This is a genomic window from Clostridium sp. AM27-31LB (assembly GCF_003480745.1).
Taxonomy (GTDB): domain Bacteria; phylum Bacillota; class Clostridia; order Lachnospirales; family Lachnospiraceae; genus Butyribacter; species Butyribacter intestini.
In genome coordinates this window covers 276,380-293,265 of record NZ_QUJS01000004.1, presented here as the reverse complement: position 1 = coordinate 293,265, position 16,886 = coordinate 276,380, and the positions used below count along the sequence as shown (strand labels likewise).

At 36.2% G+C, this 16,886-nt stretch carries 16 protein-coding genes and 1 tRNA gene; 1 reads left to right on the top strand and 16 read right to left on the bottom strand.

Annotated features, from left to right (window positions below):
• Positions 1-264 precede the first annotated feature (264 nt).
• The 6 genes from DW721_RS08390 to DW721_RS08365 all read right to left on the bottom strand — a co-directional run bounded on the left by DW721_RS08390 (position 265) and on the right by DW721_RS08365 (position 5,721).
• The gene (locus tag DW721_RS08390) at positions 265-1,002 is read right to left on the bottom strand and encodes a helix-turn-helix domain-containing protein (RefSeq protein ID WP_022013328.1); all 738 of its coding nucleotides are present in this window, start codon (positions 1,000-1,002) and stop codon (positions 265-267) included.
• A 73-nt stretch (positions 1,003-1,075) separates the two neighbouring features.
• A complete protein-coding gene (locus DW721_RS08385) occupies positions 1,076-1,291 on the bottom strand; it encodes a hypothetical protein (protein WP_118745465.1) in 216 nt (71 codons plus the stop codon).
• Positions 1,292-1,330: 39 nt separating this feature from the next.
• Entirely contained in the window at positions 1,331-2,584 is a 1,254-nt protein-coding gene (locus DW721_RS08380; RefSeq protein ID WP_118745464.1) for an ATP-binding protein, read from the bottom strand.
• Positions 2,585-3,104: 520 nt separating this feature from the next.
• Positions 3,105-3,395 (bottom strand): Ig-like domain-containing protein, encoded by a 291-nt coding sequence (locus tag DW721_RS08375; RefSeq protein WP_118745463.1) that lies wholly within the window; start codon positions 3,393-3,395, stop codon positions 3,105-3,107.
• Between the two features lie 159 nt (positions 3,396-3,554).
• The gene (nadC, locus tag DW721_RS08370) at positions 3,555-4,409 is read right to left on the bottom strand and encodes a carboxylating nicotinate-nucleotide diphosphorylase (RefSeq protein WP_055941108.1); all 855 of its coding nucleotides are present in this window, start codon (positions 4,407-4,409) and stop codon (positions 3,555-3,557) included.
• On the bottom strand, positions 4,402-5,721 hold the full coding sequence (locus DW721_RS08365) for an L-aspartate oxidase (protein WP_118745476.1): 1,320 nt from the start codon (positions 5,719-5,721) through the stop codon (positions 4,402-4,404). The genes nadC and DW721_RS08365 overlap by 8 nt, the downstream gene beginning before the upstream one ends.
• 541 nt (positions 5,722-6,262) lie before the next feature.
• Here DW721_RS08365 and DW721_RS08360 point away from each other — a divergent pair.
• A complete protein-coding gene (locus DW721_RS08360; RefSeq protein ID WP_118745462.1) occupies positions 6,263-7,048 on the top strand; it encodes a PocR ligand-binding domain-containing protein in 786 nt (261 codons plus the stop codon).
• Positions 7,049-7,321: 273 nt separating this feature from the next.
• On the opposite strand, the gene hydG is transcribed toward DW721_RS08360, so the two are convergent.
• The 10 genes from hydG to DW721_RS08310 all read right to left on the bottom strand — a co-directional run bounded on the left by hydG (position 7,322) and on the right by DW721_RS08310 (position 16,446).
• Positions 7,322-8,740 (bottom strand): [FeFe] hydrogenase H-cluster radical SAM maturase HydG, encoded by a 1,419-nt coding sequence (hydG, locus tag DW721_RS08355; protein WP_055941104.1) that lies wholly within the window; start codon positions 8,738-8,740, stop codon positions 7,322-7,324.
• 14 nt (positions 8,741-8,754) lie between these two features.
• Entirely contained in the window at positions 8,755-9,000 is a 246-nt protein-coding gene (locus DW721_RS08350; RefSeq protein WP_022013503.1) for a TM1266 family iron-only hydrogenase system putative regulator, read from the bottom strand.
• 508 nt (positions 9,001-9,508) lie between these two features.
• Positions 9,509-10,003: a GNAT family N-acetyltransferase gene (locus DW721_RS08345; RefSeq protein ID WP_182436272.1), complete on the bottom strand. Its 495-nt coding sequence runs from the start codon at positions 10,001-10,003 to the stop codon at positions 9,509-9,511.
• Between the two features lie 432 nt (positions 10,004-10,435).
• Positions 10,436-10,509: transfer RNA gene (locus DW721_RS08340), tRNA-Pro, on the bottom strand.
• A 125-nt stretch (positions 10,510-10,634) separates the two neighbouring features.
• The gene (gene queF / locus DW721_RS08335) at positions 10,635-11,120 is read right to left on the bottom strand and encodes a preQ(1) synthase (RefSeq protein WP_022013075.1); all 486 of its coding nucleotides are present in this window, start codon (positions 11,118-11,120) and stop codon (positions 10,635-10,637) included.
• Between the two features lie 17 nt (positions 11,121-11,137).
• Complete coding sequence (gene queC, locus DW721_RS08330; protein WP_118745460.1) at positions 11,138-11,821, bottom strand: 7-cyano-7-deazaguanine synthase QueC; 684 nt, start codon at positions 11,819-11,821, stop codon at positions 11,138-11,140.
• A gap of 184 nt (positions 11,822-12,005) precedes the next feature.
• A complete protein-coding gene (folE, locus tag DW721_RS08325; RefSeq protein WP_022013073.1) occupies positions 12,006-12,575 on the bottom strand; it encodes a GTP cyclohydrolase I FolE in 570 nt (189 codons plus the stop codon).
• Between the two features lie 11 nt (positions 12,576-12,586).
• Positions 12,587-13,249 carry a putative 7-carboxy-7-deazaguanine synthase QueE gene (gene queE, locus DW721_RS08320; protein ID WP_118745459.1) on the bottom strand — a complete coding sequence of 221 codons (663 nt, stop codon included), beginning with the start codon at positions 13,247-13,249 and terminating at the stop codon, positions 12,587-12,589.
• A gap of 74 nt (positions 13,250-13,323) precedes the next feature.
• Entirely contained in the window at positions 13,324-13,743 is a 420-nt protein-coding gene (queD, locus tag DW721_RS08315) for a 6-carboxytetrahydropterin synthase QueD (RefSeq protein WP_118745458.1), read from the bottom strand.
• 300 nt (positions 13,744-14,043) lie between these two features.
• Positions 14,044-16,446 carry a glycosyl hydrolase family 65 protein gene (locus tag DW721_RS08310; RefSeq protein WP_022014697.1) on the bottom strand — a complete coding sequence of 801 codons (2,403 nt, stop codon included), beginning with the start codon at positions 16,444-16,446 and terminating at the stop codon, positions 14,044-14,046.
• Positions 16,447-16,886: the final 440 nt, after the last annotated feature.

Below are 16,886 nucleotides of genomic sequence, written 5' to 3'. Positions count from 1 at the left end.
TGTTTTCAGACTCATGGACGCTCTCGCTCGGAGAACATCAGTAGCAAGTACATAAAGTCAATACAAATTGACTTATGAGCATAATACGCTCATTAAGTACTGGCGCTTTTCAAACGCCATTCACTGAAAATCACATCGCTCTCCTTGCTGGTTATGAAGTAATTTAGGATTTTATTTAATGTTTTTAAGCATATATGAATATATTATAATTAAATATGATCATATATGCTTTTTTTGCATTGATTACATCTATTATAAAATATATTATGTGTGCTTTTTTTCATTGATAGGTTTGTGAGGAACTCTGATATACACCAAAAATAATGCTGCTATATTATACAGAACTGCTATTACTATTTCTGACGGGTTAAATGCAAAATAGACTGTATAAACAATCTCATAATACACATAACTCCAAAACAGGATAATCATTAAGCTGCCTGTTAATCTGAATATTTCTTTTTTAGTCACACTATTTTGCTTCTTTTCTCTAATCATTGGTATTATAAATATACATATAAATGATATTAACCACATTAGATATAATAATGTTATAAAACCTCTCAGATTATGATAATCGACAAAACCTGTTATTCCGACATATGCTTCTCCCGTTTCTGTTGTTCTTACTATCGGACTTGGATGTATCTTTGATAGTATGTAAATAACTATAAATGCTACTGCCGGAATTATATTCACTAATACTAAAAAGTATTTCTTATATTTATTTTTAATCCCATCCTTTTTATTATTCAGTTCTTTTGCATCTTCCTTTTTACTCTCATCATACTCATGTTTATTGCTTTCATCATTTTCATTGATAAGATAGTCAAGCGAACAATCAAAGTATCTGCTTACATTTATAATGTTGTTCATATCAGGTAATGTTCCCTGTTCCCACTTTGATATTGCTTGTCTTGATACATTCAATTGTGCAGCAAGCTGTTCCTGTGAAAGACCGTTTTTCTTTCTTAATTTCTGTAGTTTGTCAGAAAAAGACATTCTTCCTTCCCCCTTTCGTATTTATTTTGACATTTTAAGCACCATTTTTCAACCAAACCTGCTTTGCAATATGTCAACTACAGGTTGCCTTGCCGCTATTTACGGTGGTTTGCAGCAAGTTCTTCCTTATTAAACTAAACTGTTGCTTACTACCATCACCACAAAACTTTCTGCAATTATTACTTTCATCATAATAAAATACATTCTTCGTTTGATTGTCAATTTCCCGCATATCATACAATTCTTGTTGCATAGAAACTAATGGAGCCATATTCTTTTCATCTGTCATAAAACAAAAACCTCCTAACAGACTATCCCCTCTTTCAAATTAAAACTCCAAACTATCCGCATTAAGCAGAAAATACTTCATTCCCATGATTACAAAGCCTTCCTCATTTCTCCAAGGTTTTTTCGTTCCATTCACTATCACAATCTTTTTAAACGAATCCGGAATATTTCTAAATGAATTAAATTCCTGCGTCTGCTTTTCCTCAGAAGTCATGTCATAAGCCACCTGAATATAATACCTCTGACTACCCTGATTGGCTACAAAATCAACTTCAAACTGCTTTCGGGTTGTTTTTCCTTCATAATTTTTTGCATATACCTCTACAATACCAACATCCACATTATAGCCTCTGATAAGCAGCTCATTATAAACAATATTTTCCATGATATGAGTAGGTTCCTGTTGTCTAAAATTCAATCTGGCATTTCTAAGTCCAACATCTGTAAAATAGTATTTCAGATGTGCTCCCACATATTTTCTGCCTTTAATATCATATCTGTCAGCTTTAGAAATCAAAAATGCCTCCACAAGATAATCTATATGGTTAGATATTGTCTTATTGCTGTAATTGATACCACATTCACTTTTAAAAGTATTTGATATTTTAGTTGGATTAGTAGGAGCTCCTATCGCAGAAGCAAGAATATCTACTAATGTACCAATCTCATCAATATTTTGAATCTTGTTTCGTTCTACAACATCCTTAATATAAACATTTGTGAAAATGTTTTTTAGATACTCAGCCTTTTGGCGTTCTACAGAGAACTGTACCACCTGTGGTAAACCACCATATATCATATATTCCTCCCAAGCATCATCATAATCCCCATCAAAAGCCGCATAGAACTCTGCGAAGGACAACGGATATATTCTTATCTCATCTCCTCTGCCTCTAAATTCAGTTACAATATCACTTGATAAAAACTTAGAATTACTTCCGGTTACATACACATCAATGTTACTGATACGAAGTAGGCTGTTCAGCACCTCCTCAAATCGTGACATAAACTGTACTTCGTCCAAAAGCAGATAATACTTCCGTTCATCTTTCATTGCATCTTTAATATGCCGGTAACACTTCTTTGGATCTCTCAACTCCTCATTTTCAATGCCATCTAAAGCAATCTCAATAATATGGTCATTATCCACACCACTCTCCAATAAATATTTCTTAAACAATACAAATAACAGGAATGATTTTCCGCATCTCCTGATTCCTGTGACAATCTTTATCATCCCATTATCTTTTCTTATCTTTAACTGTTCAAGGTAAGCATCTCTTTTAATCTCCATAAGCTTCGCTCCTTATTTTTGTGTATTGACACATTTTTTAGTAATAATATTATATCATTCAGTGTTTATTTAATCAATAGCTATTACTATTTTATGTGTATTGACACATTTTTATGCAGTGGATAATTACAAAAAAGACAACGCATAACCAATTTATTGATTTGCGCTGTCTATACACACTATACCTATCTAAATAATCCTCCAATTCTGCTTGCAATCGACTTTACTCCACTTCCAATTTTGCCCGCAACTTTTTTACGGTAATCCCGTTCTCGACGCAAAATGAATTTTTGCTTACCGTTCTTCCCGTAATAAGATTATAATATAATTTTAAAAATTCGAGTATTTTTATCTGTCTTATCCAACTTTTATCACCCTTGTAATTATTTTTTTTATTTGACTATATTGTATCACAGAACTTCGACAAAATATGTCGTTATGATATTTTTTCTTTTTTAAATTAGAGGGGTATTTGCATTTTCCCCCTTGGATTATATCTTTAGCAATACAGTTTTCTCTCCTACTTCACCTTTATTTTCACTTTCGCACTCTTTCCATTAAATGTTCTTAGTGTTATCGTGTATTTTCCTTTCTTCTTTGCTTTTACTACTCCTGCTGATGACACAGTTGCTATCTTTTTGTTGCTTGAACTGAAAGTTATTTTTGAACTTGTACTTCCCTGCGGAAGTTCATAACTTATCTTTCTCTTTTTGCCTTTCTTTATTGTCATGCTTTTATCATCAGGTGTTATCTTTGATGGTTTTCTTATAATAACAAGGCAGAAAACTTTATTCTGCCCTGCTTTTTTCATATATTTAGTTGAAAAATTTCATCAAATTTACAAGGGAAGAGAACTTGTTCTCATGCATCAAATTTGTGAACGATAAAATCATCAAGCATGGAGTGATGATATTTACAATCTGCTCTGCTGCTTGCTCATAATACTATTAGTGTACCAGCTTGTTGCATATTATATCGCATGAAGATTTTTAAGTGATATATCCATGATAGGAGCTGAATGTGTGAGTGCTCCACTTGATACATAATCAACTCCAACATCGATTATATTCTTTATGTTTTCCTTTGTGACATTTCCTGAACACTCTGTAAGTGCTCTGCCGTCTATTACTTTTATCGCTTCTTTCATCTGCTCAGGTGTCATATTGTCAAGCATGATAATGTCTGCTCCAGCCTCGGCAGCTTCTCTTGCCATATCAATATTTTCAACCTCAACTTCAATCTTGTTTACAAACGAAACATATGCTCTTGCTCTCTTAACTGCTTCTGTGATGCCTCCTGCTGCCCCGATATGATTATCTTTTAACATAACCGCATCTGAAAGATTGTATCTGTGGTTTGTAGCACCTCCGACTTTTACGGCATATTTCTCAAAAATTCTCATATTAGGTGTTGTCTTTCTCGTGTCGAGAAGCGTTGTCTTACTTCCTGCAAGAAGTTTTACAATGCTGTTTGTGTATGTTGCGATACCACTCATTCTCTGAAGATAATTGAGTGCCGTTCTCTCTCCTGAAAGAAGTGCTCTTATGTCACCTGTGACAACAGCCATAAGCTGACCTTTTTTAACTTCATCGCCATCTTTCACATTCATCTCAAACTCTACCGTATCGTCAAGAAGTTCAAATACTCTCTTAAATACTCCAAGTCCGGCAATTATACCGTCCTGTTTGCATATAAGCTGCACTTCACCTTTCTGGTACTCAGGCATTACCGAATTTGTAGAAATATCTTCGCTCGTAATGTCTTCCTCAAGTGCCATCATAATATATTTATCTGCATTTAACTTTAATGTAATAGGATCATTCATGTCTGCTTTTCTCCTTATCTATCTCGTTTAAAACAAGTTCTTTATATTCAGCGGTTATCTTTTTGTCGTCATCATATATGCTCATATCTATATCTGAAATATTGCTGTCTGCTTTTTTTGCAAACCTGCTTTCATCTGCTGCTTTCATCTTTTCCTGAATCTCATCTGCTGCTCTCTCTGCAAAGACCATTGACTCTAGAAGTGAGTTACTTGCAAGTCTGTTTTTTCCGTGAACACCATTGCACGATGTCTCACCGACGGCATAAAGCCTTTCCATACTTGTCATGCTTGAAAGATTAACTTTTATACCACCCATAAAGTAATGCTGTGCCGGCACTACCGGAATACATTCTTTTGTAGGGTCATATCCCTCCTCAAGGCACTGCTTCATGATATTTGGAAAATGACTTCTGATAGTCTCCTCAGGAATCCTCTCCATAGAAAGCCATACAAATGGTGTACCGTCCTTTTCCATCTGTCTGTGTATATCAGCCGTAACAATATCTCTCGGTCTTAACTCATCGCAGAAACGCTTTTTATTTTTGTCAAGAAGTATTGCACCCTCTCCTCTGACCGACTCTGATATAAGAAATCTTCTTCCCGGTTTTTCAGAATATAATGTAGTCGGATGAATCTGTATATAATCTATATGCTCCATCTCAATACCATGTTTAAGTGCTATTGCGAGTGCGTCACCTGTTATATGCCTAAAGTTTGTCGAATGTTTGTAAAGACCGCCAAGACCACCACAGGCAAATACCGTATATTTTGCTTTGATAACATCAATATCACCATCCGCATTTTTCACTATAAGACCATAACATTCATTTGTCTTTTCATCACATATAATATCCATCATCTTTATATGTTCTTTTATCGTAATATTTTTTCTTTTTAATGCATTGTCTAAAAGAGTGCTTGTTATCTCTTTTCCCGTCACATCTTTATGGTAAAGTATCCTCGGTCTTCTATGTCCACCCTCTCTTGTAAATGCAAGCTTATCACCGTCATGTTCAAATTCAACACCATAACCGATAAGTTCCTTTGCAATCTTTTGCGATGAACGTATCATGACCTCAACAGAAGCCTTGTTATTCTCATAATGACCTGCTTTCATAGTATCTTCAAAAAATCCGTCAAAATCACCATCATCCCTGAGCATACACATACCGCCCTGTGCAAGAAATGAGTCGCTCTTATCTGCCTCATCCTTTGTAATAACCAGCACATTTGTATCCTCCGGAAAATGAAGTGCACAAAACAATCCTGCTGCTCCTGTTCCTACTACGACAACATCTGTCTCTTTTACCATTTTATCACCTGACATCTTTTTATAATGTCTATAACAGCATACGCTGCCATCCTTTCCTTATATAAATGAAAATTTTCTTTACATTGTATCGAGTATAGCATACAAGCCTGTTTTAAGCAAGTTTACAGCATAAAAACTGCTATTTTTTGATAACAGTTCAGGCTCTCATTTTTTACATTTATAAACCTGCCGGCAAGCTGTCAGTCGCCGCAATGCAGCTTTTGTTTATTTACGCGAAAGCAACGCTCAGATGGAACAAATAAATTTGTTTCATCTGAGCGTGCTCGTGAGGGCTTTGCCCTCATATCAGAAATGAAATGCCGGACTGTTACTATTTGCTTATAAATGACATATTTATAATTGATTTTTTATTCATTTTGTTATATAATATGTATAAATTTATTTATATTTTTGTTTTTTAATGTTATTTTTGTTCATTTTCTTTTGGATGATTTTAAAATACAGTTTATAAATACTATTATGAAAAAAATTTATAGATATGTTTATTTAACTAATATGCTAAATAAAGATTGGAGGCTTTATGAACATAAGAGATTTTATGGACTTACAAAAATTGCAGGACATTCAAGACAGCTTTTCAAATGCTACCGGTCTTGCAGCTATTGCGGTTGATAATAATGGTGAATATATTACGGAGGGGAGCAATTTCACCGATTTTTGTATGAAATACACAAGAGGCTCTGAACTTGGCAATAAACGCTGCATTAAATGCGACAATGAAAATCATGGTACATATTTCTGCCATTCAGGTCTTATGGATTTCTCTATAGATATTATGGTCGGTGATGAGAAAGTAGGTTCTGTTATAGGAGGACAGGTTCTTCCTTCTCCTCCTGATGAAGAAGAATTCAGAAAAAAAGCTGTAGAACTTGGCATAAATCCTGATTCATATATCACAGCTCTTCGCAAGGTTCCTATCAGAACTGAAGAACAGATTCACTCTTCTTGTGAACTTTTAAAACAAGTTGTAAACCATGTTGTAAATCTTGAATATTTCAAGAATACAAACGGCGGTAAACTGAGTACACTCAGCGAAGAGATTAAACACGCAACTGATGTTATTCAGAAGATTAATACTAATACTCGTTCGCTTAACTCTATTGCCAATAAGCAAAAGATGCTTTCACTAAACGCATCTATTGAAGCTGCAAGAAGCGGTGAAGCCGGTGTTGGTTTTGCAGTAGTTGCAAAGAGTATGGGAGATCTTTCTTCTCAATCCGCAACTATATATAGTGACATTGAAAAATCTGTTGTTGAAATTACTTCAACTATCGAAAAACTTGCTTCATTATTTGAAGAAGAATAATTATATTGCTTTTAACTCCTTTGGAGTTTGACATAATTTGTTTTTTTGTTTTTTATTTTTCATGTGTTTCCTTGTAAAATAAGAGGTATGGCATCTGCCACACCTCTTATTTTCATTTATCCAGTTTTCCCCAGATATCTGCATTTCTGATTTATCAAAATAATATGCTCTCAAATTCTGATATAAGCCAGACGAATATTGTCAATTTGCTTCACAACCCGCCAATAACACTAATTGCTTTCACATCATATTATAGAAAAATGCCTGATAGTTTTAAAATCTGAAATCTCTCTTACCATCATGTAATTCTTTGAGATATTCCATAGCTTTGTTTCTTACATTTTCGTTTGGAACTTTGAGTATCTCCTCGGCAATAAGTGCCTCACCCTTTTTCTTTGTATCTTCTGAAGCATAATCTTCAAGATATTCCTTGAGTGTCATAAGTGCATTTGGCTGACAACAGTTTACTATCTGACCGCTCTTTAACAGAGACATAAATCTGTCTCCTGTTCTTCCTGCCCTATAACAAGCCGTACAGAAACTTGGAATATAACCAAGTCCGATAAGCCAGTTTACTACCTCGTCAAGTGAACGGGTATCGCTTACATCAAACTGCGATGTTGTCTCATCTCTGACAGGTTCAACATATCCGCCTACGCTTGTGCGTGAACCACCGCTTATCTGTGAAATACCGAGGTGTAAAACTTTTTCTCTTGTTTTCTGTGACTCTCTTGTAGATACTATCATTCCCGTATAAGGAACTGCAATTCTTATAACGGAAACTATCTTTTCAAATATATCATCAGGAACAGCATTTGAAAAATCTGCCGTATCAATATCATCTGCAGGACATATTCTTGGGACGCTTATTGTATGCGGTCCTACACCATGAACAGCTTCGAGATGCTCTGCGTGCATGATTATTCCGACAAGTTCATAGAGATATGTCTCAAGACCAAACAATACTCCAAGACCTACATCATCAATTCCGCCCTCCATTGCTCTATCCATTGCTTCCGTATGATATGCATAATTGTGTTTTGGACCTGTAGGATGAAGTTCTTCATAAGCCTTTTTATTGTAAGTTTCCTGGAATAGTATATATGTTCCTATTCCTGCTTCTTTAAGTTTTGCGTAATCCTCAACCGTTGTGGCCGCAATATTTACATTTACACGGCGGATTGCACCATTCTTGTGCTTGATACTGTAAATCGTCTTGATACTTTCAAGGATATATTCCAGAGGATTGTTGACCGGATCTTCTCCTGCTTCAAGTGCAAGACGCTTATGTCCCATATCCTGCAATGCTATAACTTCTTTTCTTATTTCTTCCTGTGTAAGTTTCTTTCTCGCAATATGCTTATTTTTAGCATGATAAGGACAATATACACATCCGTTTACACAATAGTTTGAGAGATAAAGCGGTGCAAACATAACTATTCTTCTGCCATAAAACTTTTCTTTAATATCAATGGCTATCTGTTTCATCTGCTCATTACACTCAGGTATATCACACTCCATAAGGACTGCAGCCTCTTTGTGTGAAATTCCCTTTGCGAGTTTTGCCTTTTCAAGAATCGCATCTACAACTTCCCTATTGCTCTTGTTTTTCTTTGCATAGTCTATACATTCTAATATTTCCGCATCGTCTATAAATTCCTCTGCGTGCATTGATTTTGGATTGTAACTCATGTTTTTTTCTCCTTTTATTTTTTGGAATAAACCGCTTTGGCACTGACACCGTCTAACATTCCGAGTTTTCCTGAAACCGCACTTATCACATTGTTTGGTGCATCCATGACAATACTTATCACCGACACATTTTTTTCACGGTAAGGCATTCCCATCCTCCCGATAATATACTTATTGTACTCATGTAAAAGTTCGTTTACCTCAGAAACACTGTCCATATTTTCAACGATTATTCCAAGTATCGCTATCCTGGTTTCCATAAATAATACCACTCTTTCTAAATTTAAAAAAGCCATATCCCGTTAAGACATGACTTTTTATTTATAAACACAGTAAATTCAGCATCATATAACCATTCGACAATTATTTTCGATAAATATTTTCAATCTTAAATATACCGGTAATACCACAATAAGTCCAAACAGTGATGTATATGCCACTTTTACTTTACAATCTATAATTTGTTTTTCATGCCTTTGCGTCAGGACTAACCTTTCGTTTCAGAGCCTTGAATAGTATAACACCGTGATAAAAAATTATCAATAAGTTTTTATACTGACAACTGACGCCAAGAATATGTTTATAATTTTATGTTCAGGGACGCTTTCGCTCGGAGAACTGCATAGCGGTACATAAGCGGTCACAATACGACCGCTAAATACCGATGCATTTCTAACGCCCTTCAATCAGAATTATAAACATATTCTTGGCTGACTATTGTAAATATATCAATTTTTATTAATAATATTGTATTTTATAATATGTTATTTATATTTTTCTCTCATAACACCACCAGTTTCCATCATAGAGCGTGCTTTCTCCGACTTTTATAAAGTTTAGACTTTTGTAGGCGGCAAGTGCTCTTTTGTGATTTTTGTCTACGAGGTAATGAGCACCTTTTATCCCTCTGTCCGCTATTATTTTCAGGAGTTCTTTTAACATCTTCGGTGCTATCTTTTTATTCTGCCACTCTGTTTTTACTACAAGTCTGGCTATTTCTACTGACGGTTTTAATGTTTTACTCCAGCATTTTAGATTTTCTACTTCTTTGTCATCGTCTATTGATATAGCTCCGACTATTTCTCCCGTTTCTGTTTTCATGCAGAACAATGCATCTCTTTCTAAGTCTCCCCATGTTATCTCCGTATTTGGATAATGCTCATCCCATGTGCAGAACTTTGAGCCTTTTGCCTGCTCATAAAGACCTGTTATTTCTTCTATATCACTTGCTGCTGCCTGATATAATTTTACATTTTCAGTCAATTTTTCTCTCCTGTCTTTTATCTTTTTATTAGGTAATTGCGAAACTATCATAAATCTTGATTAAATTGCGCAGATATAACAAATAGTGTTAGTCGGCATTTTTGTCGTCGTCAGCACTTAATCAGCGTTTTTTGCTGATTTATGTACTGCTACGAACGACAACATAGCGAAAGCGTGCCGACGATATTATTTGTTATATCTGTGCAATTGACACAACATATAGTTAGTTTCGCAATTATCTAATCTTTTTATTTATAAGTCTGTAAATTAACAATAATAAAAATACCCTCATATCTCAACTTTGAAATATCAGGGACATATTATAAACTATATCTATTTTTATCTGCTCTTTCCAAAAACAAGTATATTTTAACTTTTATTTAGAAAATATTTCTCCCCCCGGCTTTTAACTTACTTTCACCCGGTCAATAGTCGGTGTGACAGGATTTGAACCTGCGACCTTTGCGTCCCGAACGCAACGCTCTACCAAGCTGAGCCACACACCGTCATAACTGTTTATCAATCTTACCTCACAAACAACAATAGATATTATACCACTCTTTTTGCTGTTTGTGAAGTACTTTTTTTCAAGCGGACATTCCCTTGATGTAACAGTTCAGCCTTTTATTTATTATATTCTGCTGCCTGCGTTCATATCATGATTAAACAATCTGTCCTCTGCAAGCTTCTCCCATTTTGTACCAGGCATTCCATAGTTACAATATGGGTCTATCGCAATTCCTCCACGCGGTGTAAATTCACCCATCACTTCGATATATTTTGGCTGCATAAGTTTTATTAAATCTTTCATAATGATATTCATACAATCCTCATGGAAATCCCCGTGATTTCTAAAACTGAAAAGATAAAGCTTAAGCGATTTGCTCTCAACCATTCTCTTGTCAGGTATATATGCAATCTTAATCTTTGCGAAATCAGGCTGTCCCGTAATCGGACAAAGACTTGTAAACTCCGAGCAGTTAAATTTAACATAATAATCATTTCCCGGATGCTTGTTTTCAAACGACTCTAGAACCTCCGGAGCATAATCATCCGGATATTTAGTTCCCTGATTTCCCAAAAGTGTAATACTTTCTTCCTGTTCTCTTGTACTCATTTCCAATCCTCCATTTTTTAATTTTCCAATGCCGGGTCTTTCACTCCGTTAAGCCTGAAAGCTTCTGCCCTGTCTATACAGGTTCCGCATATTCCGCAAGGCTTGTCTCCGCCCTCATAGCAGCTCCATGTATATTTGTATGGCACCTTAAGTTCGAGTCCTATCTTTACAACTTCCGCTTTTGTCAGCTTTACAAAGGGAGCTTCAACTCTAAGCTGGTTTCCGCTTCCTATATAAATAGCATCATTTATTGCATTATTAAAACTTTCTGAGCAGTCAGGATATGCGTTGCCTGCTGCATCATCAGCATGAGCACCATAATAAATAACTCCGCAATCCTTTGATAATGCGATACTTGCCGCCGTTGACAAAAATAGTCCGTTTCTAAAAGGCACATATGTTGACACCGGCTTTCCGTCCGTCTTTTCAAGCTGTTTTGCATACGACTCTTTTGGTATGTCCACATCTGAATGTGATAAAAGTGAGCAGTCACTATACTCAAATATCTTTTCAAGGTCGAGTGATATATGCTCAACTCCGTAATATTCCACAATCTTGTTTGATGCCTCAATCTCCTTTGTATGTTTCTGTCCATACGATATAGACAATGCAATAACATTATCCTTGCCATATTTGTCGATTGCCATTCCGAGACAGGTTGTTGAATCAACACCACCACTAAATAAAACTAATGCTTTCATTGAAATCCTCCTGTTGTAATATATTTTGCATCTAAAACTTACATATATAATTTTTCTGACATTCTCTTTTCTGAGCATTTTGTTACAAAATAACACTATATATACACTAAGTAATTGAAAAACTGGCGTGTATATCCTTTGCAATTTTCAAGTTTGAAAAACTTGCGCATATGGTTTTTTCAGACTATAATCTCATATTAAGACACACATCATCTTTAAATCTGCCGCTAAGATTATAAGTCTTTGTTGTTGCCTGATTTTTCTTTATTCCTCTTGCAGTCATACAGCTATGTGTTCCCTCTATTATAACTGCTACATCCTCAGTATCTAAGATTTCTTTTAAAATCTCAGCTATGTCTGAACCTATTCTCTCCTGAAGCTGCAATCTCTTTCCGACCATATCGGCAATCCTTGCAATCTTGCTAAGACCGATAACTTTTCCTTTAGGAAGATATGCAACCGTCACTTTCATATCATACATAAGTGCAAGATGATGTTCGCAATAACTGAATATATCTATATCTCTCACTATAACCATATCATCACTGCCCTTTGCCGTACCCGCATCTTCATTAAATGTTTTATTAAACATCTTGGCAATCTCATGATTTGTATAATTCATGCCCTCAAAGACTTCCTCATACATTCTTGCCACTCTGTCAGGTGTTTCCTTTAACCCCTCTCTGTCAGGGTCATCACCGAGAGCCACAAGAATCCCCCTGATATGCTCCTTAATCGCATCCGTGTCTATCATATTTCCTCCTTTCATACTCCCCTCTCTTCCGGGTCCCATATAAACTTATGCATCTGAAGCTGCATACGCACATCATTAAGTTTATTGTCTTTCAGAAAATCAACTATGTCCGTCAATTCTATCTTTCCGAAAACCGGACTGAATATTATATTTACTTTTCCTATCAGTTCATATTTCTCAATAATTTCTTTTGCTTTCTTTAAATCATTTACAGAAGATGCAACAAATTTTAAAGTATCTTTCTTTCTGAGAATTTTGAAATTATCTGTATTCATATATTTTTCCATGTCACTCTCAGGAAGTTTATAATCCATTGTAAAACTTACATTTTCAAATTTAAGAAACGGCTTTAAGTCAATACTTCCATTTGTCTCAATCTCAACTCTCATATCCTTTTCACTTGAAAATGCTTCAAGCAGTTTGTCCGCATCTTTCTGTAAAAGCGGCTCGCCGCCTGTCAATGTCACATTTTTTATGCCTGATTTTTTTACTCTGTCAACAATCTGCTCTGCTGTCATATCCTCAAATTCACAATCAGGCTTATTTGCCCACATCGTATCACAATAATTGCATGAGAGATTGCAGCCTTTCATACGCACAAATACTGCGAGTTCACCGGCTCTCATGCCCTCACCGTTTATACTCTCAAAAATCTCAACGACTTTAAAACTCATCGCTTGTCCTCCTGTTTCCATACTTATCTGTTTTTACTGTTCACATATGCGATATGAACGGTAAACCTTTGAATTTATTCCGAATATGCGGCACAATTATTTGGTGTCTCATACACGCACACTTTACTTACATTGTAACCTTTCTTTTTTACTTCCTCAAAAAAGAACTTTGAAAAGTTTTCGGCTGTCGGACGAAATTTTACAAAAATCAGCCTGAAATTTTCTTCGTTAAGTGCTTCAACTGTTTTTTCATTAAGAGTTCCCTCCTCAACAATAAATGCGTGGTCATAAAAATCTGTAATTTCTTTTACATCTTTCTTTAAATCACCAAAATCAACGCACATTCCTCTCTGCTGCCCCTCGGCAATAAGTTCCTCACTGGCAACATCTACGACTACTCTCCAGCGGTGTCCGTGCAGATTTGAACATTTGCCATCGTAGCCGTGTAAAAAATGTGCTGAGTCAAAACTGTTTTCTACTGTAAGATAATACATTTTTTCTCCTCTCGCAAAATAATATTTTTTATTATGAAAAAAGACAGACATAAAACTGTCTGTCTTTAATGATACTATATTTTCTGACCGCTTTTACAAATCGGTCTTTTGCACTCTAAGTCAAGGATATTCGCAATCCACTTCGCTACCCGCTCATATAAAATTTGTGCGAGCAATAGTCCAATAATATCTAATTAAATACAGCCCTAGTTTTATTTATAGACAGGATGGTACTAATGAACTGTCTGTTATACGAGAACTTACTATATCACATCTGAAAAATTAAGTCAATTATTTTGATTACATTACCATCTTAACTTCTGTTACATCTGTGAGCTTATCAGCAGGGATGTAGTTGTCATCCTGTTTCTCGCCGTTGATGTAGAACTCTTTAAATCCGCTCTGTGCTCCGTCCTTATTTTCTACCTTAATGATAACTTTCTTTCCGCGGAAGTTTTTCTCAAATGAGAATTCTTTCCAGTCTGACGGTACTGTAGGTGCTACGCGGAGTCCGTCAAGGTCAGGACGCATTCCGCAGATACCCTCTACGCATCCTACCATACAGGTTGATGCTGTTCCTGTAAGCCAGTGAACATGTGAACGGCCGTGGAATGGGCTTTCGTCACCTTCTGTGTACTGTCCGTGCACATATGGCTCAAGTTTACGGACTTCTGCCTTATCATTCTGTGATGATGGTGAGCTTTCCTCAAAATACTTGAACGCTTCATTACCATTTCCTAAAAGTGCTTCTGCAAGTATAAGCCATCCCTGTGTCTGAGAGAAGATACCACCGTTTTCTTTTGTTGATGGTGGAAAAAGTCCTGCAAGTGCACCGTCAAAGTAATGGTCTACATATGAAGGAGCCATTATCTTTGCACCGTAAGCTGTGTTGAGTTCTCTGTCAACTGATGCCATAGCCTTGTCAGCCTGCTCTCTTGTTGCAAGTCCTGAGATTACTGACCATGTCTGAGGATTTAACCACATACTTGCCTCTGGGTCTTTCTTTGAACCGATAAGCTCTCCTGTCTCTTTGAATCCACGGTTAAAACGGTCATCCTCCCACCAGAGTTTGTTAATTTTTTCTCCAATGTCTTTCTGTGTCTTGTCAAGATAAGCGATATACTCAGTATCATTCTTTTTCTCAGCAAATTTACGCATGATGGTGAATGCATAGTAAAGCTGCATTGCAACAAATGATGACTCTCCGTTCTTTCCGAGTCTTAAGCAGTCGTTCCAGTCTGCATGGAGTCCTGCCGGAAGTCCGTGAGGTCCGAGATGATTCATTGAGAAGTCTATAGCTCTCTTTAAGTGCTCATAAACACTTGCTTTCTCCTCAACATTTGACCATGTTATCTCCTCATCCATAAATGCAAGATTTCCCGTCTCTGATACATATTTGTAAACTGTAGGGAAAAGCCAGAGTGCATCGTCTGCACGATAAGCGGGATGTCCTGTCTCTCTTACATAATCCGGATCATCAGGAGTTCCCTCATGTCCTGCACGCTCATCATGATCGAAACGGACAAGTGGAAGTCCGCCACCATTGTTTACCTGAGCTGAAAGCATAAATCTAATCTTTTCAAGAGCCGCATCAGGATCTGTATGGATAACACCCTGAATATCCTGAACAGTATCACGATAACCATATCCGTTACGCTCTCCACAGTAAACGAATGATGCTGCTCTCGACCATGTAAATGTAAGGAAACACTGGTATGCATTCCATGTATTTACCATGCTGTTGAATGCCTGGCTTGGTGTGTTTACCTTGAAGTTTTCAAGTTTTGAATGCCAGTATTTCTTTAATTCTTCGATTTCTTTGTCGCATACTGATACATCTTCATATGAAGCGATTATCTCATCTGCAACTGACTCTTTATGTCTTCCTAAAATAAAGGCAAGTGTCTTTGTCTCGCCCGGTGCTATCTCAAGTGCAGTATGTAATGCACCACAGCTGTTTTCGTTGTAATTGCATACTCCGTCACATTTTCCTCTTTCAACGGCTATTGGATTGCCATAGTCATGATAAAGGCCGATAAACGCTTCTTTATCTCCGTTGTAAGATGTAACAGGCTGTCCTGCAAGACCGAAAAATCTCTCTTTTCCGTTGCTTCCGTCAGGACCTTTATACCAGTTAAGGTTTATCTGCTGATAAATCTTATTTTTTCTGAAACTTGTGTTTGTCGTACATAATGTGTACTGGAGATTTACCTGATCCTGATTGTAGTTATCATCATTTGAAAGCTCAGCATATCCGAATACCGAAATCTTTCTAGGCTTGTCTGAATTGTTTGTAACCTTTACACACCATACTTCATATACTTTATTAAGAGGTACATAATACATAGCTTCTGACTTGATACCTGCATACTCAGCGAACATCTTTGTATAAGCCGTTCCGTGGTGAACCTCACTCTTGTACTCATTGAGGTCTTTTCCAACCGGCTGCCATGAAGCAGACCAGTAATCACCGTTTTCATCATCCCTGAGATAGATATAACGACCCGGTGTATCGTCACTGTTAAAGTGATAACGAAGAATACGACCGTTTGCTCCACTCTTTACGAAGCTGTATCCTCCTGCATTGTTTGAAATGATTGCACCATATTCCGGCGAACCAAGATAGTTACACCACGGAGCCGGTGTATTTGGCTTTGTAATGACATATTCTCTGTTTTCTTCATCGAAGTAACCAAAATTCATTTAATAATTCCTCCTTAAAATAAACATAAATTTTCCGTATCAATTTTATAATCACTTTTCCATTGCCTTTCACATCTATGATGCGACTTGCAACTATTTCTTTTCTATTATATGTTAGTCCTCAAACGGGTGTCAACATATATTATTGCATTTTATAACACTATTTTGATGTTTACAAGTGTTGCACAAACACCATAAATGAAGATATTATACAGTTCTTTGGTACACTCCCACTCAAAGAACTGCATAGCGGTACATAAGCGGGTATTAATTTTTTTTAACACTTACAAAAAATTTCATTTTCTGTTAAAATATATGTATAAGCACTTAAACAAACAACTTAATATTTTCGTTGTTTTAGGATTGGAATTTGCACTGTGATTTCAATTCTATTTATTCCCACGAAGGTAAAGTGAGGATAGGACAAATAAATTTGTTCC

Bases quoted from the DNA above. Each gene is read 5' to 3' on its own strand.
- DW721_RS08390 (WP_022013328.1), bottom strand. From the start codon at position 1,002: ATGTCTTTTTCTGACAAACTACAGAAATTAAGAAAGAAAAACGGTCTT.
- DW721_RS08385 (WP_118745465.1), bottom strand. From the start codon at position 1,291: ATGACAGATGAAAAGAATATGGCTCCATTAGTTTCTATGCAACAAGAA.
- DW721_RS08380 (WP_118745464.1), bottom strand. From the start codon at position 2,584: ATGGAGATTAAAAGAGATGCTTACCTTGAACAGTTAAAGATAAGAAAA.
- DW721_RS08375 (WP_118745463.1), bottom strand. From the start codon at position 3,395: ATGAAAAAAGCAGGGCAGAATAAAGTTTTCTGCCTTGTTATTATAAGA.
- nadC (WP_055941108.1), bottom strand. From the start codon at position 4,409: ATGAATGATCCTATTACATTAAAGTTAAATGCAGATAAATATATTATG.
- DW721_RS08365 (WP_118745476.1), bottom strand. From the start codon at position 5,721: ATGGTAAAAGAGACAGATGTTGTCGTAGTAGGAACAGGAGCAGCAGGA.
- DW721_RS08360 (WP_118745462.1), top strand. From the start codon at position 6,263: ATGAACATAAGAGATTTTATGGACTTACAAAAATTGCAGGACATTCAA.
- hydG (WP_055941104.1), bottom strand. From the start codon at position 8,740: ATGAGTTACAATCCAAAATCAATGCACGCAGAGGAATTTATAGACGAT.
- DW721_RS08350 (WP_022013503.1), bottom strand. From the start codon at position 9,000: ATGGAAACCAGGATAGCGATACTTGGAATAATCGTTGAAAATATGGAC.
- queF (WP_022013075.1), bottom strand. From the start codon at position 11,120: ATGAGTACAAGAGAACAGGAAGAAAGTATTACACTTTTGGGAAATCAG.
- queC (WP_118745460.1), bottom strand. From the start codon at position 11,821: ATGAAAGCATTAGTTTTATTTAGTGGTGGTGTTGATTCAACAACCTGT.
- folE (WP_022013073.1), bottom strand. From the start codon at position 12,575: ATGATAGACACGGATGCGATTAAGGAGCATATCAGGGGGATTCTTGTG.
- queE (WP_118745459.1), bottom strand. From the start codon at position 13,249: ATGAGTTTTAAAGTCGTTGAGATTTTTGAGAGTATAAACGGTGAGGGC.
- queD (WP_118745458.1), bottom strand. From the start codon at position 13,743: ATGTATTATCTTACAGTAGAAAACAGTTTTGACTCAGCACATTTTTTA.
- DW721_RS08310 (WP_022014697.1), bottom strand. From the start codon at position 16,446: ATGAATTTTGGTTACTTCGATGAAGAAAACAGAGAATATGTCATTACA.